The sequence below is a fragment of the Vibrio sp. sp1 genome, assembly GCF_016920955.1.
Lineage (GTDB): Bacteria > Pseudomonadota > Gammaproteobacteria > Enterobacterales > Vibrionaceae > Vibrio > Vibrio alginolyticus.
Window position 1 is genome coordinate 282994 of record NZ_CP060590.1, and the last position, 20446, is coordinate 303439.

At 45.6% G+C, this 20446-nt stretch carries 23 protein-coding genes; 13 read left to right on the plus strand and 10 right to left on the minus strand.

Annotated elements, in window-relative coordinates; translation table 11 throughout:
• The first annotated feature begins 7 nt into the window (after positions 1-7).
• Both H9L11_RS16810 and H9L11_RS16815 read left to right on the plus strand, forming a co-directional pair.
• The gene (locus tag H9L11_RS16810) at positions 8-493 is read left to right on the plus strand and encodes a VOC family protein (protein ID WP_025768760.1); all 486 of its coding nucleotides are present in this window, start codon (positions 8-10) and stop codon (positions 491-493) included.
• A 174-nt stretch (positions 494-667) separates the two neighbouring features.
• The gene (locus tag H9L11_RS16815) at positions 668-1093 is read left to right on the plus strand and encodes a VOC family protein (RefSeq protein WP_017634369.1); all 426 of its coding nucleotides are present in this window, start codon (positions 668-670) and stop codon (positions 1091-1093) included.
• 77 nt (positions 1094-1170) lie between these two features.
• Here the strand turns inward: H9L11_RS16815 and H9L11_RS16820 are convergent, their stop codons facing one another.
• Positions 1171-2307, minus strand: a complete 1137-nt coding sequence (locus H9L11_RS16820; RefSeq protein ID WP_054576493.1) for an MBL fold metallo-hydrolase — start codon at positions 2305-2307, stop codon at positions 1171-1173.
• 181 nt (positions 2308-2488) lie between these two features.
• Here H9L11_RS16820 and H9L11_RS16825 point away from each other — a divergent pair, with 181 nt between their 5' ends.
• Positions 2489-2734: a Rho-binding antiterminator gene (locus H9L11_RS16825; protein ID WP_005374351.1), complete on the plus strand. Its 246-nt coding sequence runs from the start codon at positions 2489-2491 to the stop codon at positions 2732-2734.
• Positions 2735-2830: 96 nt separating this feature from the next.
• On the opposite strand, the gene H9L11_RS16830 is transcribed toward H9L11_RS16825, so the two are convergent.
• The 3 genes from H9L11_RS16830 to ompW form a co-directional block, all read right to left on the minus strand.
• Positions 2831-4321, minus strand: coding sequence for an MDR family MFS transporter (locus H9L11_RS16830; RefSeq protein ID WP_017634371.1), 1491 nt, complete (start codon positions 4319-4321; stop codon positions 2831-2833).
• A complete protein-coding gene (locus tag H9L11_RS16835; RefSeq protein WP_064376359.1) occupies positions 4318-5343 on the minus strand; it encodes an HlyD family secretion protein in 1026 nt (341 codons plus the stop codon). Before H9L11_RS16835 ends, H9L11_RS16830 begins: the two co-directional genes overlap by 4 nt.
• A 214-nt stretch (positions 5344-5557) precedes the next feature.
• Positions 5558-6202: an outer membrane protein OmpW gene (ompW, locus tag H9L11_RS16840; protein WP_064354457.1), complete on the minus strand. Its 645-nt coding sequence runs from the start codon at positions 6200-6202 to the stop codon at positions 5558-5560.
• 495 nt (positions 6203-6697) lie between these two features.
• Here ompW and H9L11_RS16845 point away from each other — a divergent pair, with 495 nt between their 5' ends.
• Genes H9L11_RS16845 through H9L11_RS16855 form a run of 3 tightly spaced genes read left to right on the plus strand, consistent with a single transcriptional unit; the run spans position 6698 to position 8328 of the window.
• Positions 6698-7348 (plus strand): Qnr family pentapeptide repeat protein, encoded by a 651-nt coding sequence (locus tag H9L11_RS16845; RefSeq protein WP_005374358.1) that lies wholly within the window; start codon positions 6698-6700, stop codon positions 7346-7348.
• Between the two features lie 9 nt (positions 7349-7357).
• A complete protein-coding gene (locus tag H9L11_RS16850) occupies positions 7358-7669 on the plus strand; it encodes a cupin domain-containing protein (protein ID WP_005374359.1) in 312 nt (103 codons plus the stop codon).
• Positions 7670-7707: 38 nt separating this feature from the next.
• Positions 7708-8328: an HAD-IB family hydrolase gene (locus H9L11_RS16855; RefSeq protein WP_031778857.1), complete on the plus strand. Its 621-nt coding sequence runs from the start codon at positions 7708-7710 to the stop codon at positions 8326-8328.
• A gap of 116 nt (positions 8329-8444) precedes the next feature.
• Here the strand turns inward: H9L11_RS16855 and H9L11_RS16860 are convergent, their stop codons facing one another.
• Both H9L11_RS16860 and H9L11_RS16865 read right to left on the minus strand, forming a co-directional pair.
• A complete protein-coding gene (locus H9L11_RS16860) occupies positions 8445-9623 on the minus strand; it encodes a lytic polysaccharide monooxygenase (protein ID WP_053308042.1) in 1179 nt (392 codons plus the stop codon).
• 214 nt (positions 9624-9837) lie between these two features.
• Entirely contained in the window at positions 9838-10278 is a 441-nt protein-coding gene (locus tag H9L11_RS16865) for an Lrp/AsnC family transcriptional regulator (RefSeq protein WP_005374369.1), read from the minus strand.
• 114 nt (positions 10279-10392) lie between these two features.
• On the opposite strand from H9L11_RS16865, the gene H9L11_RS16870 reads away from it, so the two are divergent.
• Positions 10393-10977 (plus strand): LysE family translocator, encoded by a 585-nt coding sequence (locus H9L11_RS16870; RefSeq protein WP_054578560.1) that lies wholly within the window; start codon positions 10393-10395, stop codon positions 10975-10977.
• 178 nt (positions 10978-11155) lie between these two features.
• On the plus strand, positions 11156-11929 hold the full coding sequence (locus H9L11_RS16875) for a siderophore-interacting protein (RefSeq protein WP_017821025.1): 774 nt from the start codon (positions 11156-11158) through the stop codon (positions 11927-11929).
• Positions 11930-12028: 99 nt separating this feature from the next.
• Here the strand turns inward: H9L11_RS16875 and H9L11_RS16880 are convergent, their stop codons facing one another.
• Together H9L11_RS16880 and H9L11_RS16885 are read right to left on the minus strand one after the other, a co-directional pair.
• The gene (locus H9L11_RS16880) at positions 12029-12901 is read right to left on the minus strand and encodes a LysR family transcriptional regulator (protein ID WP_017633836.1); all 873 of its coding nucleotides are present in this window, start codon (positions 12899-12901) and stop codon (positions 12029-12031) included.
• Positions 12902-12981: 80 nt separating this feature from the next.
• Complete coding sequence (locus H9L11_RS16885; RefSeq protein WP_054576499.1) at positions 12982-13788, minus strand: arylamine N-acetyltransferase; 807 nt, start codon at positions 13786-13788, stop codon at positions 12982-12984.
• Positions 13789-14081: 293 nt separating this feature from the next.
• Here H9L11_RS16885 and H9L11_RS16890 point away from each other — a divergent pair, with 293 nt between their 5' ends.
• The 5 genes from H9L11_RS16890 (at position 14082) to H9L11_RS16910 (ending at position 18549) form a co-directional block, all read left to right on the plus strand.
• Entirely contained in the window at positions 14082-15230 is a 1149-nt protein-coding gene (locus H9L11_RS16890; protein WP_017633834.1) for an S-(hydroxymethyl)glutathione dehydrogenase/class III alcohol dehydrogenase, read from the plus strand.
• A gap of 62 nt (positions 15231-15292) precedes the next feature.
• On the plus strand, positions 15293-16132 hold the full coding sequence (gene fghA / locus H9L11_RS16895; RefSeq protein WP_005374382.1) for an S-formylglutathione hydrolase: 840 nt from the start codon (positions 15293-15295) through the stop codon (positions 16130-16132).
• Positions 16133-16576: 444 nt separating this feature from the next.
• Entirely contained in the window at positions 16577-17032 is a 456-nt protein-coding gene (locus tag H9L11_RS16900; protein WP_005374384.1) for a hypothetical protein, read from the plus strand.
• Positions 17033-17037: 5 nt separating this feature from the next.
• Positions 17038-18135 carry a GGDEF domain-containing protein gene (locus H9L11_RS16905; protein WP_005383270.1) on the plus strand — a complete coding sequence of 366 codons (1098 nt, stop codon included), beginning with the start codon at positions 17038-17040 and terminating at the stop codon, positions 18133-18135.
• Positions 18136-18159: 24 nt separating this feature from the next.
• Positions 18160-18549: a hypothetical protein gene (locus H9L11_RS16910; protein WP_017633832.1), complete on the plus strand. Its 390-nt coding sequence runs from the start codon at positions 18160-18162 to the stop codon at positions 18547-18549.
• A 109-nt stretch (positions 18550-18658) separates the two neighbouring features.
• On the opposite strand, the gene H9L11_RS16915 is transcribed toward H9L11_RS16910, so the two are convergent.
• Complete coding sequence (locus H9L11_RS16915) at positions 18659-19462, minus strand: HAD family hydrolase (RefSeq protein WP_205391300.1); 804 nt, start codon at positions 19460-19462, stop codon at positions 18659-18661.
• Positions 19463-19556: 94 nt separating this feature from the next.
• The gene (locus H9L11_RS16920) at positions 19557-20444 is read right to left on the minus strand and encodes a LysR family transcriptional regulator (RefSeq protein WP_054729168.1); all 888 of its coding nucleotides are present in this window, start codon (positions 20442-20444) and stop codon (positions 19557-19559) included.
• Positions 20445-20446 lie beyond the last annotated feature (2 nt).

The window sequence follows — 20446 nt, forward strand, 5'->3', positions numbered from 1 at the left end:
CAAACAAATGAAAATGAATCATGTCGGTATTATGGTCGGAGATATGGACAAAGCGGTTGAGTTTTACACGCAAGCGCTAGGTCTAAAAGTCGTTATGGGCAACACGAAAGTGATTGAAGAACGCGAAACGGCAATTGGCAGAATGTGTATTGCGGTCTTTGGGGAAGGCTTTAAAGGCTTCAACATTGCGCACCTTGTGACAAGTGATGGCATCGGCCTTGAGTTATTCGAAATGAAAGAACGTCAAGAGCGCCATGAAGTGGATTTTTCTCGCATCGGTATATTCCATTTCTGTTTACAGACAGACGATTTTGAAGGTGCTATCAAACGCACCGAAGCACTAGGTGGCAAAGTTCGCATGGACATCATGCGTTACCACCCAGAAGACGATAATAAGCCTGCGAAAATGGTTTACCTAGAAGACCCATTCGGCAACCTATTCGAGCTTTACTCACACTCTTACGAAGAAACTTACGCTTCTGATTACGAGTAATAGCCCCATCCATATCCCAAAAGGCTAGCAATACGCTAGCCTTTTTTGTTTGCTTTGAGTTGCAGTGTTTCTGCACTCGCTCTAGCAAAAAAACATCTGGAATTTGATCATTTCTCTCACCACTTTTAAGGTCACTTTATACTTACCTCAACACAATGCAAAAAGGAGTGAAGCATGCCCACCAAAAATCCAATCGCCATCAAAGCGCTTGATCATGTTGTTTTAAGGACCTGTAACCTCGATGCTATGTTGCATTTCTATCGAGACATTTTGGGCTGCCCTGTCGAACGCGAAGTAACGGAACTTGGTTTAACTCAACTTAGGGCAGGTAACGCATTGATTGATGTAGTGACGGTAGACAGCGAATTGGGCCAACTCGGCGGTAAGCCACCAGTTCAAAATGGTCGTAATATTGACCATTTTTGCCTGCAATTGGCGCCTTTTTCCGAGGATGAATTACTGGAATATCTGCGTGCGCGCGGCATTGAAACCGAAGAGTTTGCGAAGCGGTATGGCGCACAAGGGTTCGGTAGATCACTCTATATACATGATCCGGAAGGAAATGTCGTCGAGTTAAAACCTCAAGTGATTGATGAGTAAGCGAGTAAAAAACCTTGTTATATTCTGAAAATAACAAGGTTAACTTCTAAAATAATTATTGAAGTAAGAACATATTATTAAGTCAAAATTATATCTGGCTCACCTATTTCTTTTTCTCGCCACCATTGTTTATTTATATGTTCTTGATGAACGTAAAAACTCTCCCCCGGCATTGGCGTCAGCAGCGTTATATGTTCTTTTTGACAATGGGTAAGCAAATCTAAAATCGGTTCGTCCCAGCGGTGAGTAAATAGCTCGTATGTAGCCCAATGCACGGGCAACAGTTTTTTCGCATTTAAATCGCGAAACGCTTGCACGGTATGATGAGCCTGCATGTGCCCCCAGTTTTCGACCGGATAACCTTGGCCTTTCACATCAGCAGCCACTTCCAAACAGGCAATGTCGATTGGTCCACATCGCAGTGCGATCTCGGAAAAGTGCGAATCGTAAGCTGAATCGCCACTAAAATAGAGCGTCTCTTCTTTGCCTTTGATGACCCAAGAAGCCCACAGGGTCGAGTTTTTATCGAAATAAGTACGACCCGAATTATGGTTAGCAGGCGTACAAATCAGTTCGATTCCGGCATAGTGCACGCTATCCCACCAATCGAATTCCACGATGTTGTCTGCGCAAACGCCCCACTTTATCAGATGCTTGCCAACCCCTAAGGGTACATAAAAAGTCACGGGTTTATCGGCGTAGAAACGTATGGTCGATGCTTCTAAATGGTCGTAATGATCGTGCGAAATCACGATAATTTCAGGAATCGGCAAACAATCTCTGGCATGGGTATTGGGAATATTGCGTTCAAACCACGCTTTTGCGATGAACGGAGAAGCGTAATCAAATACCGGATCAGTCAGAATTCGAATGCCATCGACCTCCACCAGCATGGTGGAATGGCCCAGCCAAGTAACGCGCATCGATTCACTTCTCTGCGCAAACTGCGTAGGTTGAATTGGGAAATGTGGCAGATGTTCGTTAGGACTCAATGGCGTTCTACCACCAAGATAGCTCCAACACACCTGCCAGAATGATTGCGGGCTAGGGATATTTGGCATCTCGTTTTTAACGCGGCCGTTTTCAAATTGAGGCGAGTGGTGAACACGGTGCGCCAACTGCGCATGGTAGGTTTGAGGGGAAATCAGTGAACTTGGCTTTTGTGTCTTTTGTTCACTCGTTAGGTATGTGCGCTTAAGTATCGTTTCAGACATATCGTAGTTTTGTCTCGCTTGCGAACGCTCAACAGTAGGTTTATTAAAACGTGCGTGTATGTCTATTTCGTGACCAAAATGAGGTGTAAGATGAAGATTCAGTTTCAATCAAACGTTTTCTATATTAAGGAAGCGGTTCTCAAACCTTCTGAATACTGCGTCGGTTTGAAAGGAGAAAGCTATGGTGACTTGCAGCCAATACGATTTTATTGAAATCGCCTGTATGTTTAAGCTCCCTATCGAGATCACACTAAAAAATGGTGAAACTCATCAGGGCAACGCGTTCGACACAGGCTACGACATGCAGCGACAAGAGTGCTTGTTTTTAGATATGGATGGTGAGCACACCGCCTTCCCGACTGAACAATTAGTCGCAATGCGCGCGCTCAAAACCAATCCGCATTTTGACGAAGTGACATTTGAGTAAACGTCCTTCTTTCACTGGCACTGTCCAATAAAAAACGCCTCTCAAGCTGACACAACTTGAGAGGCGTTCTCTTACACTATTCACCGGAACTTCATGTTATTCACGCGACCGAATGAAAACCAGCATCGGCATCATGATCACGAACATCACTCCCACAAGCTGGAAGGTGTGCACAAACGCGACCATTTGCGATTGCTGCTGCAACATCTGTTGGTATTGGTCTAACGCAACCGGGTCGGTAATAGAAAGCCCCTGATTGGCCGCCCAGTCATGCAAGTTAGGATTATAAGGATTAATACCCTCTCCCAGCGCATGCCATTGCTGCTGACTATCACGATATTGGAACGTGGTGGCGATAGAAATACCAAACGAGCTACCAATGGTACGGAACAGATTGTAAATACTCGCCGCCGCAACAGATTGCTCTTTCGGAATCGTTAAATACGCCAAGGTGGATAGCGTCGAGAAGGTTAAACCAAGCCCCATCCCCTGAATCATACTCGGCATCACAATCCAAAATGTATCGATCTGCAGTGAGTACTGCGTCATCAAATAGCTACCAATCCCGATGCAGCTCAAGCCAAAGACTATTTTGATTCTGGGATCGAATTGCGGATTGAGCTTAATCACCAAAATCAACATCGCCGCTGACGCCAACCCACGCGGTGCCATTAATAAACCAGTGGTTGAGACCGGATAATCCAGCAAGCTTTCCAACAGCATTGGTTGTTGAGTCGTCAGGCCAAACATCGCCATCGACACCACGGCAATCATCAATGACGAGACCATAAGGTTTCGGTCTTTCAGCAGCCACAATGGCGCTATTGGACTTTTGGTTTTCCAACTGCGATAGATCCACATCACCAATCCCATGACTGCGAGCAATATCGCCGTCTGAATCATGCGTGAGTCGAGCCAGTCTTCTTCATTCCCTTTATCCAACACAAACTGCAACGCGCCCACACCTAACGCCATGTAACCGATGATCCACCAGTCAAAGTTAGGTTTGGATTTGTTGTCGATGTGGATATAGCGATAAATCAAAGAGGTACAGATCAAACCGAATGGCAAGTTGATGTAAAAAATCCAGCGCCAGTTAATGTTGTCGGTGATCACACCACCCACAACTGGGCCCAAAATAGGACCAAGCAAAATGCCGATGGAGAAAATCGCCATCGCTTTGCCTTTTTGCTCATACGGATAAATCTGCACTAACGTCGACTGCGCCAATGGAATCACCGACGCGCCGAAAGCGCCTTGGATAATGCGAAATAGCACCATCTCTTCAAGAGACTGTGCTTGCCCACAAAGCGCACTGGCAATCACAAAACCGACCACGGCAACCAGCATGACTTTGCGTTCACCAAAGCGCGACACCCAGAAACTGGTCATCGGAATGAAGATCGCTTCCGCCATGCTGTAACCCGTCAGCACCCACGTAATTTGGTCTGCCGTTGCGCCCAACGCGCCCATCATGTGCGATAGCGACACGTTCGCAACGGTCATATCGATTAACACCATGATGGCAGAAAGCATCACGGCGACGGTGGCAATCCCCCGTTTGTCTGCCGTAATTTGATGGCTCATTGCACGCTACTTTGCAAATCAATGGTGACTTCTGAGCTCGCACCCACGCGAAGTTGCGGCGCATCGGCCGGTACTTCTAATGCCAAACGTACAGGGAAACGCTGTTTGATTTTAACCCAGTTACCCGTTGCGTTTTCTGGTGGCATCAAGGAGAACGATGTACCACTCGCAGGCGACAGCTGCTCTACCGTTGCTTTCCACACCACGTCTGGGTACATATCAATCACCACATCCGCATGCATACCAGGTTTAATATGAGTAAGATCGGTTTCTTTAAAGTTCGCGCGTACCCAATAGCTGTCTTTTAAAATCACAGGGAACAGCGTTTGACCCACGCTAACGACCGAGCCTACGTGCGTATTGATTTCACCGGCAATGCCATCCACTGGTGACGTAATGTCGGTGTAGCTCAAGTTCAGCTCCGCTTGCGCTAACTGTGCTGCAGCTTGTTGAACGACCGCAGCCTCTGCGCCTTCTTCACCACGGTTCGCAATGGCTTTTTCTACCGTCGCGCGCGCTTGCTCTAGGCTCGCTTGGGCATTGGCTAGTTTGTTTTTCGCCGTATCTAAATCTTGGTCTGACGCCAGTTTACGTTTCACTAGAGAATCCGTACGTTTGTACTCCACTTGCGCTTCTGTCAGGTTAGATCGCGCCGCATCTAAGCCCGCAACGGCTTCAGTTACCTGCTTATCAGCAACGTCATGTTGCTGGACCGCCAATTGGTATGCCCCTTTTGCTTGCTTCACTGCCAACAAATATGGGCGTGAATCTATCTTCAGCAGTAGGTCACCTTTGTTAACAGATTGGAAGTCTTTGACATCCACAGAAACCACTTGGCCTTTTACCTGAGGCGCTACCGACAAAATTTTTGCCCTAACATAGGCATCTTCTGTGCTTGGGTGACTGTCTGAATACTGCCAAGACCAATACATCGCACCAAATGCGATAACACAGAGAGTAAAGAAAAGAGTTTTTACCAGCTTAGATCTGGAGGAGGAATGCTTTGCGATGTCGTCGCTCATTTATATTGTCCACTTGTTCAATTATGTGATCAGTGTAGGACTTTTCGATCTTCCGACAATAAAATGATCTGCAAGGTAAAGATCCAATTTTGCATGTTGCTAAGTGGAGTAAATGATGTGCAATCAAAACGAGGATAAAAAAGAGGGGCAGTCCCCGTAACCGCCCCCAAAGTCATGCCAATAATAGTAATGTGCGTGTAACTACTGGTTTTTCTTAGAACTTGTAACCGCCGCTGATCATAAATACCCAAGGGTTAATTTTGACGTCGGTTTTTTGCTTCTCTCCACCTGCTTTGTAAGTTGCTTCTGTTTCAATGTTTGCGTACCACGCAGCAGCGTTGAGGAACCATTGATCGTTGATCATGTAGTCCACACCAATATTCGCTGCTAGACCGAATGAGTCATCCAACTTAAGATCTGAAAGACCAGCGCCTTTACCCGTGCTATTGAAGCCCTCATCAAAGAACATGGTGTAGTTGAGACCTGCACCCACGTATGGACGGAACTTACTTTGTGGCTCGCCAAAGTAGTACTGCACCATAAGCGTTGGTGGAAGGTGTTTGGTGTCCGCGATATCACCAAGACCTAACAAGTCTGTTGAAATATCGTGGCTGAATGGTGTTGCTGCTAGAAGCTCTAAACTGATGTTGTCTGTAAACATGTAGCCAAACGTCAAACCAAGCTGCGTATTTGAATCCACTTTCAATTCTTCTTGAGAACCAAGAATCTTATCGCTGCTGTCGTTTGGAACGACAGACGCCGCACCAACACGAAGAACGAAGTCACCTTGTTTATGAGCGAAAACACTTGGTGACACGAGTGCAGCAACCACTGCTAGACTGCAGATTGTTTTTTTCATTTTTATTTCCTTTCGTAGGGCTTCGTTATGTCGTACCCAAAGGGGTGCCTGCTAACTGATCTGAGATTTCAAGTAAACTCAGCGCCTTGAAGCACACGGGTATCTATATCTTTTTGAGCTGTACGCAATCTAGCACATAGAAACCCTACTATTTTGATGGAAATCAATTTGTGAAAAATATAGGTTTTTTGTATGGAGAAACGCCATATTGATCAACAAATTATGCAAATAGGATACAATTCTGTAATGCAAACTGTGCGTGTGAGTTGCCATGCATACCCATAAATGCGAATCCTCTCGTTAAGGCTCGTAGCCAGCAAAAACTTTTTTCGTCCTCTACGTCTTCTATTTTCAAAAAACAACCCACTTAAAAAGCTCGTTTGACCCCTTAAAATCGCGATTTGAGGGGTTTGTAAAACACTGAAATACAAGAAGTTATTTTTCTGGAAAATCAGTCACTTGGAGTGCTAGTCTGCTCGCAACTAAGGAGAAGACATGTTAAAAACCGATCTCATTTTTGAACGAGAAAACTTTTCTCATCACGATTTTCAGAATGCTACCTTTAAAAACTGCCACTTTTATATGTGCTGTTTCGACCATGCCGATCTGCGCGATGCTAAGTTCATCGACTGTCGCTTTATCGAATCCAAAGCGCTAGAAGGGTGTAGTTTTCGCTTCGCGAACTTAAAAGACGCTAGCTTTACGAACTGCATGTTGGCGATGAGCCTGTTTAACGGCGCAAATTGTATGGGCTTGGAGCTACGTAAGTGCGATCTCAAAGGGGCAAACTTCCAAGGTGCGAACTTTGCTAATCGCGTCAGTAACACCATGTTTTTCTGTTCTGCTTTTATTACTGGCTGCAACCTCACCTACTGTAACTTCGAGCGAGTGTTACTAGAAAAATGTGACCTCTTTGAAAACCGTTGGAACGGTGCGAACCTCGCAGGGGCAACTCTCAAAGGCTCGGATTTATCTCGCTGCGAATTCTCGCCAGAACAATGGGGAACCTTTAACGTTGAGCAGTGTGATCTGACTCATGTCGAACTAGACGGGCTGGATGTTCGCCGCGTTTCTCTGTTTGGTGTTAAAATTTGTGATTGGCAACAAGAGCAATTGCTTGCGCCTTTTGGACTGATCATTCTCTAAGGAAAGGCCATGAACCTGTTTAAAGACTTACCGAATAACCTCGACGAGGAAGTGTTCGAAGACCTGCTGACCCACAAAAACCTGCGTATAGAACGCATTCTCTCAACGGGGCAAACCTCTCCCGAAAGTGGCTGGTACGATCAAGAAGAACATGAATGGGTCTTGGTTCTTAAAGGAGCAGGTGAGCTGACTTTTGAATCAGGTGTCGTGCAACGACTTGAGGCAGGCGATCACGTTACGATTCCAGCTCATACCAAACACAAAGTGAGCTGGACTGACCCAACGCAAGAAACCATCTGGTTGGCGGTGTTTTATCAATAAACACAAAACGATCTTAAACCAAAAAATAGGCGCTGAGTTTGCTCGATACTACTAAGCCGTCACTGGCACTGTTTGATTTTGATGGCACCATCACCCGAGAGGATATGTTTAGCCTTTTCCTCCACTATTCTGCTTATGGCCTGCGCAAACGAGTGGGAAAGGTCGCTATCATGCCATTTTATGCGCTGTACAAACTCGGAGTGTTACCCGCTCGTGTTATGCGTCCTCTCAGCAGTTTTATTGCATTTTCAGGGAAAGAAACGCAGAAAATTGAAGCGATTGGCGCTCAGTTTGCCCACGAAGTGATCCCGCTGTACTTACGGCCAGAAGCGATGGAAAGGTTGGCGTGGCATCAGCACAGAGGCGATACCATTGTGGTGGTGTCGGCATCACTCAATGCGTATCTCAAGCCTTGGTGTGAAGCGAACGGTTACCACTTGCTGTGCAGTGAACTGATCTCAGAACAGCCAAAACTGAGTGGCTTTTACCAGCAAGGTGATTGCAGTTTAGAAAAAAAAGTCTCGCGCGTTAGGGCCACGTTTTCGCTCGACGAATTTGCGTCTGTTTATGCCTACGGTGATACGCACGAAGACATTCCGATGCTCAAACTGGCAGACTACGCGATGCTCAACTGGAACGAGTGGAGAGCAAGCGAATAACGATATGTGCTCTGATTTTCAAGACAACCACTCGACCAAAGTGGTCGTTTTAGACTGAAAAAACAAACCCTTCTCACATGAGAAGGGTTTTATTGTTCAGAGCCAGAATAAATGGCTTAACGCCATACACCCCATTGACCCGTTGTGCCAGGTTCCTCACCAGACGTCCACCACTGGGCGGTCCATTCTTTGCCGTTGTGCGTCACCACATCACCTTGGTCGTAAACAGCCGTCTTGTCCCACAAGTTGGTTGGTTCAACTGGTGGCGGTACATCCGCTTTGATCAGTGACAACGCATAACTGAAGTCTGCGCTTGGCGCTAATACTTGGTTCGCATTCACGTTGTTACTATCGAACATGTAGTGGTTCATCTCTTGATGCCAAATGCCCACGTACCAATCGCCCGTTTGCTGCGCGTTAAATTGATCCGCAATTTCTGCCGCCCAAGTCGTCGTATTGTTTGCGCTGATTGGCAGTGAAATATCGACAATTTCATTGCCTGTCGCATTAAACGTACGGAAACGGATGGTGTCACCCGCTTCTACTGGTCCGAAACCTTGCTGAACAAAGTAGCCTAGAGATGTCAGATTATTGCCCGGTTCGGTTGGATCAACAGGGTCAGTCGGTGGCGTCGTGCCTGTTCCGTTTAACGTAATGTCACTACAGTTGTAGAAACCTTCCCCAGCGACATCAATACGCTGCCAACGAGTGTAAAGTACCGCATCGCCCGAACGATCAGCAGGGAAAGTCACCTGAATACGGTAGCGTTTTTCCGCATCAACATACACATCACCTGCGGTGTCGATCAGCTCTAAATCACTCCAAGTAAGAGGTTTTGAATCATCATAAGTTGGCTTGGTGAGATAGAATTCCCAGTATGATGGGTTGTGCGGCGCTTTGCCGTAAAACACCAATTCAATCTGGTTATTTGCATCTGGCGTAACATTGGTGCGCTGCCAGTTTGGAGAAGGAATGTTCAAGCCTTTCTTAGCTGTATCGCCAGCAGAACATAGCTCACCGTCGCGAACCACGGCTTTCACATGCTCCATATCTCGGTAATTTGGTACGTTTGCTGCAATTTCGCTGCGTTGCACAAACGGGTACGCACCAGATTCTTCAAAAGCCGCTTTACACGCTTGGTTAGGGATCTCGTTGGTCCAAAAGCCACCGTCTAAATAACACGTATTTTGACGAGCACTTGGAAACTCTACCCAGCCGTGGGCGTTGACGTTAAATGAGCTCAATGCGGCAACAGCGCTTAAGCTCAAAAGAGGAAGTGTTACATGTGATTTCATCGTTCATCCTTAATTTTGCTGACTCGCCGCTCTGAAACACAAGCGGTTTAAGCAAAACTAGCAGGATGGGATTATTTAGAAGGTGAGAATAAATATGGAAATTGTAAGAGTGCCATCTGCTTTCCAGCATTTGTTGTGAACCATTCTCATACTCGACTGACTCTTTCGAGTCACTTCAAATTCATGTGCCACAAAAACTGTCACTCTCGTTTGGCTATCGCTCGTCTTTTGGTGTGTCCATCACCACCATCGTTGTGATCGACTTGACGTGTTCGCACTCACCCAACACATCAGCATGGAACGCTTTATAAGCGGCGAGATCTTGCGTCTCTACGCGTATGAGATATTCGTTAGATCCCGTAATGTTGTGACATTCCACCACCTCGTTTACAAAACGTACATGCTCTTCGAAACCCAGCTGTGCCTGCTTAGAGTGCGAGGCCAAACCAATCGACACATAAGCAACAAAACCCACGCCAAGTTGCTGATTATCCAGTACTGCTCGGTAGCCTTTGATCACGCCTTTACGCTCTAAATCTTGCACTCGGCGTAAGGTTGCAGATGGAGATAAACCAACGCGTTCCGACAGCTCCACATTGGAGATTCTTCCGTCTCGTTTGAGCACTTGCAATATTCTTTCGTCAAATCTATCCATGATGATGTTTCATTGCTTATTTAGTTTCTAATCATCAAATAAAAGCACAATATTGACCTCAGTTCTACTTATAGTTGTTCTCAACTTATCGAGAACTGATTCAAGGAACAATCTATGGAATATCATCAACTGGGCGCTTTGGCGTTGTTCGCTTTTGTCTCCACTTTTACGCCGGGTCCCAATAACATTATGTTGATGACCTCAGGGGCAAATGTCGGCTTTAAACGCACTATCCCACACATGTTGGGCATTACCTTCGGCTTTGGTGCCATGTTAATTTTGGTGGGCATTGGCTTGATGAGCCTGTTCCATGCCTACCCGCTCACCCACTCCATTTTGAAAGTATTGAGCTTGAGTTATTTGCTGTACTTGACGTACAAAATCGCCACCAGCGACAAAACAGAAGCAAAACACGATTTTCGCCCGATGTCTTTTTTAGGGGCTGTCGCATTCCAATGGGTGAACCCAAAAGGTTGGTCGATGGCGTTGACGGCCATTACGGTATACAGCAGTGGCGGTGCATGGCTCGAACTGACTTTTATCGCCGGTATCTTCTGCTTAGCTAACTTGCCATCGGTAACATTTTGGACGGCGGCAGGTATGCAATTGCAGCGTTGGTTGACCACCGATAAACGCGTTAAGGGGTTCAACTACAGCATGGCTGCGCTGTTGCTGTTGTCTACGATTCCAATGATATAAGTCTATTTTGGGTTAAAAAACGACTCACTTTACGTAATTGGGAAAGGACAGATACTGCATTTTGCTTGAGGCTTTGGCGTTAATTCACAGTGTAAATTTGTTTAAAGACGCTACCCTCTTGTTAGGGAACTTGATAATCTTTAAATGAGAAAGAGAATAATTATCGAGTAAAGTAACAATGAAAAAGAAGCCTCAACCTAAAACGCTTGTTGTCACAGACACAGAAACCATCACTCCAAACATGCAGCGCATTACCTTGCAAGGTGAGGCGCTGAGCCACTTTCCTCGTGACTGCGAAGGCAGTTACATCAAATTACTGTTTAACGATATGGGCGGCGCGGATCTGAGCATCCTGCCAGAAGACGACCGACCAATCATGCGCACCTACACTATCCGACGCTTTCATCCAGAAACCAGTTCAATCGAAGTGGATTTCGTCCGACACGTAACGCAAGATCTGCAATGCGGATTTGCAGCGCGTTGGGCAATGGCCGCGCAAAAAGGCGACACGATCAGCATTGTTGGGCCAGGTAGCATCTCCAACTTAAATACTGAGGCGGATTGGTTCTTCATGGCTGCCGATATGACAGCACTTCCAGCACTTTCTGCGAAAATTCGTACGCTGCCAGAAGAGGCCAAAGGCTACGCTGTGATCAGCGTGATGTCTCCAGCCGACATTCAACCCCTAAACACGCCAGCCGGTATGGAGTTGATTTGGCTAACTGAACAGCAAACCTTGGCTGATAGCGTTCGCGAACTCGAGTGGTTAGACGGTAACGCTTCGGTATGGTGTGCGTGTGAGTTCGATTCAATGCGCGCGCTGCGCCAATATTTCCGCAATGAGAAAGAAGTCGATCGCGAGAATATCTACATCAGCAGCTATTGGAAGCAAGGCGTGTCTGAAGATGGGCACAAAGTGATTAAACGTGAAGACGCGGAATCCAACCAATAGTGGTTCATTTATTTCCAGTTCAAGCGCTTATCCCAATAAAAACGCCCGGCATCACCGGGCGTTTTAGCGACTTCAGTTGTATTAAAGTTCATGAAAACTCTAATCCGCTAGTTCCTGCGCTAAAAAGTCGATCAACAACCTCACTTTGGGCGATAAATTTCGGCTTTGTGGATACAGTGCCCAAATGCCTTCACGGTCGTCTCGGTAATCGGTCAGCACCTCGACTAGCTCACCGTTATCTAGAGCTTCTTGAACGTAATAGTCTGGCAACTGCACTAAACCCAAACCACGTTTGGCGGCGCCCATTAGCGCAAAACCACTATTGCATTTAATCCTCCCCGACACACGCAAAGACTTATCGCGTTTATTTTCCTTAAAATGCCAATAATCGACCGAACCAACTAGGCACTGATGTCGAGCCAGTTCGGATAATGTGTGAGGCTCGCCAAATCGCTCCAAATACATAGGGCTAGCACACACGTAATTTTGACGCGACGAAAGACGCTTTGCGATCATGCTGGAGTCTTGCAGGCGGCCAAGACGAATCGCCACGTCTACCCCTTGCTCTATCAAATCCAGTTTTTGATTGGTCAGAACTAAATCGAGATCCACACGCGGGTACTTCTCCAAAAACTGATGCAAGAGCGGTGCGAGGTTCATTTCCCCATAGGTCACAGGCGCTGTCACACGCAGCAAACCTCGCGGTTCGGTTTGCATTTGCGTTACAGCAAGCTCAGCTAGTTCTAGCCCTTCGACCAAGTGTTTGCACTGCTGATAATAAAGCTGTCCAGCTTCAGACAGAGAAACTTTTCGCGTCGTGCGATGCAGTAACTTAACCGCAAGACGCTCTTCAAGTGCCGATACGCGGCGACTGATTTGTGCCACTGACGTTTTCAGTTTAGCCGCGGCAGCTGTAAAGCTGTTAGTTTCCGCTACGGCAACAAACTCGCTGACTCCTTCCCAATTCGCCATGCTGTATTCCTGTCGACCTCTTCTAGACAAATAGTGATTACATTGTTCTCGTCGCGCTACGCTTTGAAAACTGGAAAACTTTACGCGTCAGGTAACGGACGAAGATCGTCGTATTGCGCATCAAGCTCAATGCCAAAATATTCTTTCAACGCATCCAGGTAGGTTTGACCTGGCTCTAGCTCTATTTCTGTTAGCGCTTCATGATTGGTGCATCTGAGTGTGTAGTTAAGCAGCGTCACCAACCCACTTTCTGTCGCTCTAGCAGCGACTCTTGCGCTAGTAAAACGTGAATTAGGCGAAGTCGAGGTAAAGAAGTTGCTACATGCAATGTCACCAGCAAACACAAACTCTAGGTCAAAGCTGTATAGATTGTTCCACGTGTCCGTTCCATCGGTTGAAAGCACTTGGAGGAAATAACCAAACTGAGCATCTTTGACAAAACGGAAGGTTTGTAAATCCGTCTGAATCACTTGGTCAAGGATAAATGGCAATGGCGCTCGAGGGGTATTGGAGCCAAAACCCACATCGACAATCCATGTTTGTTCCTCTAACGTCACTAACGTGATTTGATGACTACGACCTGTTGGTGTACCAGACACATGTACACGCCCTAGCAAACTTCGCGCTTCAAACCCAAGAGTGTTGAGCACATCAAGCATTAAACCATTTAATTCAAAGCAGTAACCACCGCGAGAGTGGTACACGGTTTTTTGAATAATATCTTCAATCTCAACAGAGACGCCTCGCTGCAATGCGATGTCAAAATTCTCAAACGGCAGGCAACGATGCTGCGCCACGTGAATTCTGTGCAATGACTCCAAATCGGCGGGCAATTCACTAGGCAAGCCTAGCTTGGTTAAATAGGCACTCAGATCCGTCTTATTCATAATCACTCTTACTTAGCTGATGGTTTGACAGTTTTCTACTTTAGCCCCTCTATCTAACTTCAGGTCAATCACCTTTTCCATTTCCCTTCCGCTTTAAGGAGGCATCGCACTCTTTTTACACGCTCACCTTATCATTATTACGCATATGTAAAAATCATTTTCAAAATGGACGGATTATCATTTTTACTGAAACACCTAAAATGAGCACCAACAAAACGACGAAGCGCGGTAAGCAAACCTTAACTACGCTTATTACGTCACTCCATATACTGAAAATATAAAGGAAACATCCAATGTCGCTTGAAATCAAACCTGGTCAAACTCACATAAAATCAAAAGCAATGGTCGCTTGGGCTGCAGGTGAGCCGCTTAAAATGGAAGAAGTTGATGTACAACTTCCAAAAGCCGGCGAAGTGCTAGTACGCATCGTAGCAACTGGTGTTTGTCACACTGACGCATTCACACTATCAGGTGACGATCCAGAAGGTATCTTCCCTTCAATCCTTGGTCACGAAGGTGGCGGTATCGTTGAAATGGTTGGCGAAGGCGTAACAAGCGTTGAAGTTGGCGACCACGTTATCCCACTTTACACTGCTGAATGTGGTGAGTGTAAGTTCTGTAAATCTGGCAAAACGAACCTATGTCAGGCCGTTCGTGAAACGCAAGGTAAAGGCCTAATGCCAGATGGCACAAGCCGATTCTCTATCAACGGCGAAACTATCTTCCACTACATGGGTTGTTCTACTTTCTCTGAGTACACGGTTCTTCCAGAAATCTCACTAGCGAAAGTAAACAAAGAAGCACCACTTGAAGAAGTTTGTCTTCTAGGTTGTGGCGTAACCACTGGTATGGGTGCGGTATTAAACACAGCTAAAGTTGAAAAAGGCGACACAGTGGCAATCTTTGGTCTCGGCGGTATCGGTCTTTCTGCAATCATCGGTGCTCGCATGGCTGGTGCCAGCCGCATCATCGGTGTAGACATCAACGAAAGCAAATTCGACCTAGCGAAACAACTTGGTGCAACTGACGTAATCAACCCACAAAAATTCGACAAGCCAATTCAAGAAGTGATTGTTGAAATGACAGACGGTGGTGTTGACTACTCATTCGAATGTATCGGTAACGTAAACGTGATGCGCCAAGCACTTGAGTGCTGTCACAAAGGTTGGGGTGAGTCAGTCATCATTGGTGTTGCTGGTGCAGGTCAAGAGATCTCAACTCGTCCATTCCAACTGGTAACTGGTCGTGTATGGCGTGGCAGCGCTTTCGGTGGCGTTAAAGGTCGCTCTGAGCTTCCAGAAATCGTAAACCGTTACATGGCTGGTGAATTCGGCTTACAGGAGTTCATTACCCACACAATGGGATTAGCAGACGTCAACAAAGCGTTTGATCTGATGCATGAAGGTAAGAGCATCCGAACAGTTATCCATATGGATCAATAATGCTGCCTCAGGCTCTCCTTTTGGGGAGCCTGAATTCCTTCTGCTAATTAGAGAGTTTATTCATGACCATTGAAAATGTAAGCCAAGCCAAAGTGTTTGGCGGTTGGCACAAGCAATATACACACGAATCCAATGCCCTAAACTGCACCATGCGCTTCGCGATATTCTTGCCACCTAACGCAACGAAATCAAATCCCGTACCCGCGCTATACTGGCTCTCTGGTTTAACGTGTACCGATGAGAACTTTATGCAGAAAGCGGGCGCATTTCGTATGGCGGCCGAGCTTGGCATTGCGATCATTGCACCAGACACAAGTCCGAGAGGCGAAGGTATCGCTGACGACGAAAGCTATGACCTAGGAAAAGGAGCTGGCTTTTACCTTAATGCGACGCAAGCACCTTGGTCACTGCATTACTGTATGTACGACTATGTGACTGAGGAGTTGCCTGCGATCATCGAAAGTAACTTCCCAGTCTCTGACGTGAAGTCAATTTCCGGTCACAGTATGGGCGGCCACGGAGCGCTCACCATTGGTCTGAAAAATTCAGAACAGTACCGTTCTATTTCAGCGTTCAGTCCAATCAGTAACCCAATGCAATGCCCTTGGGGACAAAAAGCCTTTACTGCTTACTTAGGCAAGGAGCTTGAAAGCTGGAAGCAATACGATGCAAGTGAACTTCTAAAACAACAACAATCACCATTACCAATTTTGGTTGATCAAGGTGATGCTGATGGCTTCTTAAATGAGCAGCTTAGACCGGAAGCGCTGATTGCTGCGGCAAAAATACACGATTCAAACCTAACCTTGAGAATGCAACCAGGCTATGACCATAGCTATTACTTCATCTCAAGCTTTATTGAAGAGCACCTCAACTTCCATGCAAAATATTTGTTTGCATAGTTAATTTAAGTAAGCTCATGAAATAAAAAATAAAGTCACCAAAACTAGGTGACTTTATTTTCTTTACGTACTAACAAATACATATCTGAATATCGATGATTTAAATATGTAAAATAATGTAACTTAAGAACAAATTCGACGTCCATTTCTCGCCTTATTAAATTCTCATTTCCGACACAGTATCTTTATTAAAAATGAAACAAAGTTGCACTAAAAACCAATTAAATACCGCGAAATCATTACGAAACTCTACCATCATCCCAATACTCTGAGCTTTTAATTAAGAAGCAACTTAATAACCTTGACGTGACGTAAACCGACAGTTATTTTTGAAACATAACGTATTATAAAATCTCATCCGGTTGGCTCTATAATTATAAATAAATTACCGCTAGCACCTTTGTCCTAGCTAAGAAAAAAGAATAAAACTCAAAAGGGCATATGATGAAAAAGATAGTCGCGCTAGGTCTGTTTTTTGTTGCGCCATTCTTGTCTGCAAATACGATCGTATTTAGTAGTAGCCAGCAGCCTAGTGTCATACTGGAACTGGAAGAGATCCAAGCTTTACCTACCACTAGCTACACGATGACATTGCCTTGGCTTCCTGCTTCGTCAGAGTTTTTAGGCGTTAAACTCAGCACGCTTCTTACACACGTCTACGGAAAGGTACCAGAGCAGGTTGATATCAGCAGCTTAAACGACTATCACTCGACATTGTCCCGACAAGATATTCTTCGATATCAACCAATACTGGCTTATCAACAAGATCAGAATTACATAAAAGTCAGGAATAAAGGCCCTTTCTGGGTGATATATCCACTCAATCTCTATCCAGAGCTAAACTACAATAAATATCATGCGCAAATGGTATGGCAAGTAAATGAAATAAAAGAAAAATAATAAGAATGAAGTTATCAGAACCCTATTCTAAGAAACAAAGAATATTGCAATATTCTACCACCAGCAAAATGCTGCTGGTGGTGTTTGCCGTTTCTTTGCTTCTCGCGAATGTCGTGCTTTTACAGCAAACACGTTCACTCTCACAAAATTTTAATAACGAACAAAAACAAGCGACTTGGTTTTTATTCCAACTCTCCAAAGAACTATCAGAACTTGTCGGCGAGGCCAGACGGTTAGATGAAAACGTATTGAATATTGATGGTGCAGAGCTTCAATACGAGTTAGCGTGGAGCCGCTTTGACTTATTGACCAGTAGCACGAAAGCCAATAAGTTCTTTTCTCGGAACAACATGCACCTTTACTTCATTAATCTTTTTGAAGAGTTCAAAGAGCTAGAAAAACAACTAGTAGAAGCTAGAACAGGTGACAGCCAAGCTGCTGCTGCATTTTATCGTTCAACTCAAACACTATATTTAGGCTTAATAGACTTCGTTAATCAAAACTTCCGCCTAAGCAGTAAAGCTTATGAAGCACAAAAAGGTCAAACCCAGCGCTTAATGCAAGCACAATATATGTTGTTTGCGACGTTCGTTTTGTCGATTATCTCTCTAACTTATTTCTTTTATCGTGAATCCCATTTTCATAGAAAATTGGCGCTCAGCGACCCTTTGACGAACCTAGGGAACCGCAATGCACTATTCATTACCCTAAACAAATTTACTCAAGAAAAAAGGCCCTTTTCTCTCTGGATTCTAGATTTAAATGGTTTTAAAGAAGTCAACGACACACACGGACACCAAGTTGGCGACACTGTACTGCGGGAAATCGCTAGGCGGCTTAATTCTATGGCACTCAATGATTTTACTGTTTATCGCATGGGAGGAGATGAGTTCGCGGTTATCCTTGAAGGTGAACATCTCAATGAAGAGAACGTACGTGAGCAGATAAATACCGTCTTTGATGCACAAATATTAAACTCCGATAAAGTCTCAACACTTTCAACAAGCATGGGCTTAGCGCAATACCCTAAAGACAGTGACAATGTTGACTTTCTTATCAGCATAGCGGATAAGCGCATGTACAAAATGAAATTTCAACGTTAAACGGTATATATGATGAGAAAGTTCATGCAAGTACTGCTTCTACTGGCAGTCATTGCGGCAGGTGTGTTGGCTTGGGTATTTATTCCATCGCACGAAACCATCGGGCAAAAAACGCTTGAGCAGGCACTCAACGACGACTACAGCCTCGTTGGACATCGAATCTACTCAACCGATCCGGATGCTGGCAACCGATTCGGCTACTTCGTATTGGCAACGGGCCAGAGCATTGAAGAGCAAGAGCCGTTTTTGGTCACTTCGGATCAGTTTATTCGCATGGAGCAAACGGGTGATAATACCTTGTCTGTGACCATCAATGGCCGTATTTACCATTATCATAACGACTTGTGGGTGCCAAAATCAGACGGGAAATTGCAACACTTTTTAGTCAGCGCAACCGCCAAGTACGTACGCTAAAACGGGAACATTACTACCCCCTCCCACCACACACACAAAAAAAACAAAGCCCCGCATACACTGCGGGGCTTTTTACGTGAAGAAGAAAATAACATCGAATAAATGAGCGTTACTTCGCTAACACTTTCTCTTTAATCACTTTGAGTACCCCAGCCTCTTGGTTGCTTGGCGCAGAATAACGAGCAATTTTCTTAATCTCTTCGTGCGCGTTGGCAACCGCGTACGAATGCTCACTGACTTGCAGCATTTCGAGGTCATTGAGGTAATCACCAAACGTCATGGTTTCTGCCGGAGTAAAATTCATCGTCTCTTGAAGATGCTGAATGGCCGCACCTTTAGAGGCCTCGGCATTCATCACATCCAGCCAGATTTTTGCACTCACCACGACTTTATGCGTTGCGCCAAACTTAGCGTTCATGGTCGGAAACAGGAGCTCTTCCGAACCGTCAAAGTGACAAATTGCTACCTTAATAAACTCGTCTTCGACCTCAAGCAAATCCGGCACATATTCACAGCGGTGGTAGTACTTTTGAAATTCTTCCAGCGATTGCTGATCATGCGTTTCGATGTACGCCGAGCGCTTGCCACACAATACGATGTTCGCTCCATCAATTTCACGAGCCGCTTTCACAATCTCCGCCACTTCCGCTTTAGGAATGGCGCAACTGTAGAGCTCTTTGTCTTGGTACATCACCAAGGTGCCGTTTTCAGCCACATACAACAGTCTGTTTTTGATTGGCGCGAACGTGTCTCGCAGGCTGTAATACTGACGACCAGACGCAGCGGAGAACAAAATGCCTTGCTCTTCCAGTTGCAAAAACAGATCGAAAAACTCTGGATCCAAACGACCGTACTGGTCAAGCAATGTGCCATCCATATCGGAAGCAATAAATTTGATGCAAACTTGTGACATTAACGAAAACTCTAAATGATGCTGCGAAAATATATCCATGTAAGGTACAGGATCTTGTATGAATCTCAAGTCGGGATGACGACGCTTTTCGCATTCACCAAGGGTGCTGTTTAAAGTAATCTTCACTGTGATCGATGAAAGCTCTCACCGCAGGAGACAAGTGTTTACGTGATGAATACAGCGCGTAAATGTTGAGATCATTTGGCTTCCAATCCGGCAACACCGACTCAAGCTGACCCGATTTGAGATAGATATTGCTCAAGTAAGTTGGCAACATCGAAATACCCATGCCTTGTAAAGCGCCATGCAATAACGCCGTGGCCTCATTGCTGGTTAGGCGACACTCAATTCCCACCGATTCGAACTGGTCGCCCTGAGACAAATGCCACACGTGACGCTCAAAGTTTTTGTATCCCAAACAGTCGTGTGAAGATAAATCTCGCGGATGCGCGATCGCGTGGTGAGTTTGTAAATATTGCGGTGATGCTACCAACACCGATTCGCACACCGCAATCGGCTTACCAATCAAAGAAGGATCGGGATCTGACGCAATTCGGATCGCCAGATCGATACGTTGTTCGGTTAGATCACTCACTGAATCTTGCAGATCTATGTCGATATGCACTTTGGGGTGCTTTTGCATAAAACGGTTTACTACGGGGATCAACTGTGAGAATCCAAATGAAGTACTAGACGCAAGACGGATTTTTCCGGACAGCTCACCATCAGCGGCAATGTTCGACGTTAATGTATCGGCCTGTTTTAACCAGCGCTCAATCTGAGGCAAGCTGCGCTCCCCTGCGGTGGTGAGGGACACCTTGCGCGTGGTGCGGTGTAATAAACGAGTTTGCAGCCAGTTCTCCATCGCCTCTACATAACGAGTTACCATTGGTCGAGACATGTCTAACCGTTCTGCGGTCGCGGTAAAACTGCCAGAATACACCACATCTACAAATACTTTTGCTGCCGTTACTCTATCCATAC

Coding starts and splice junctions, on each gene's coding strand:
- H9L11_RS16915 (WP_205391300.1), bottom strand. CDS start 19,462: ATGTCACAAGTTTGCATCAAATTTATTGCTTCCGATATGGATGGCACA.
- H9L11_RS16885 (WP_054576499.1), bottom strand. CDS start 13,788: ATGAATAAGACGGATCTGAGTGCCTATTTAACCAAGCTAGGCTTGCCT.
- H9L11_RS16860 (WP_053308042.1), bottom strand. CDS start 9,623: ATGAAATCACATGTAACACTTCCTCTTTTGAGCTTAAGCGCTGTTGCC.
- ompW (WP_064354457.1), bottom strand. CDS start 6,202: ATGAAAAAAACAATCTGCAGTCTAGCAGTGGTTGCTGCACTCGTGTCA.
- H9L11_RS16905 (WP_005383270.1), top strand. CDS start 17,038: ATGAAGTTATCAGAACCCTATTCTAAGAAACAAAGAATATTGCAATAT.
- H9L11_RS16815 (WP_017634369.1), top strand. CDS start 668: ATGCCCACCAAAAATCCAATCGCCATCAAAGCGCTTGATCATGTTGTT.
- H9L11_RS16820 (WP_054576493.1), bottom strand. CDS start 2,307: ATGTCTGAAACGATACTTAAGCGCACATACCTAACGAGTGAACAAAAG.
- H9L11_RS16875 (WP_017821025.1), top strand. CDS start 11,156: ATGAAAAAGAAGCCTCAACCTAAAACGCTTGTTGTCACAGACACAGAA.
- H9L11_RS16890 (WP_017633834.1), top strand. CDS start 14,082: ATGTCGCTTGAAATCAAACCTGGTCAAACTCACATAAAATCAAAAGCA.
- H9L11_RS16900 (WP_005374384.1), top strand. CDS start 16,577: ATGAAAAAGATAGTCGCGCTAGGTCTGTTTTTTGTTGCGCCATTCTTG.
- H9L11_RS16825 (WP_005374351.1), top strand. CDS start 2,489: ATGGTGACTTGCAGCCAATACGATTTTATTGAAATCGCCTGTATGTTT.
- H9L11_RS16830 (WP_017634371.1), bottom strand. CDS start 4,321: ATGAGCCATCAAATTACGGCAGACAAACGGGGGATTGCCACCGTCGCC.
- H9L11_RS16920 (WP_054729168.1), bottom strand. CDS start 20,444: ATGGATAGAGTAACGGCAGCAAAAGTATTTGTAGATGTGGTGTATTCT.
- H9L11_RS16910 (WP_017633832.1), top strand. CDS start 18,160: ATGCAAGTACTGCTTCTACTGGCAGTCATTGCGGCAGGTGTGTTGGCT.
- H9L11_RS16865 (WP_005374369.1), bottom strand. CDS start 10,278: ATGGATAGATTTGACGAAAGAATATTGCAAGTGCTCAAACGAGACGGA.
- H9L11_RS16850 (WP_005374359.1), top strand. CDS start 7,358: ATGAACCTGTTTAAAGACTTACCGAATAACCTCGACGAGGAAGTGTTC.
- H9L11_RS16880 (WP_017633836.1), bottom strand. CDS start 12,901: ATGGCGAATTGGGAAGGAGTCAGCGAGTTTGTTGCCGTAGCGGAAACT.
- H9L11_RS16835 (WP_064376359.1), bottom strand. CDS start 5,343: ATGAGCGACGACATCGCAAAGCATTCCTCCTCCAGATCTAAGCTGGTA.
- H9L11_RS16870 (WP_054578560.1), top strand. CDS start 10,393: ATGGAATATCATCAACTGGGCGCTTTGGCGTTGTTCGCTTTTGTCTCC.
- H9L11_RS16845 (WP_005374358.1), top strand. CDS start 6,698: ATGTTAAAAACCGATCTCATTTTTGAACGAGAAAACTTTTCTCATCAC.
- H9L11_RS16810 (WP_025768760.1), top strand. CDS start 8: ATGAAAATGAATCATGTCGGTATTATGGTCGGAGATATGGACAAAGCG.
- fghA (WP_005374382.1), top strand. CDS start 15,293: ATGACCATTGAAAATGTAAGCCAAGCCAAAGTGTTTGGCGGTTGGCAC.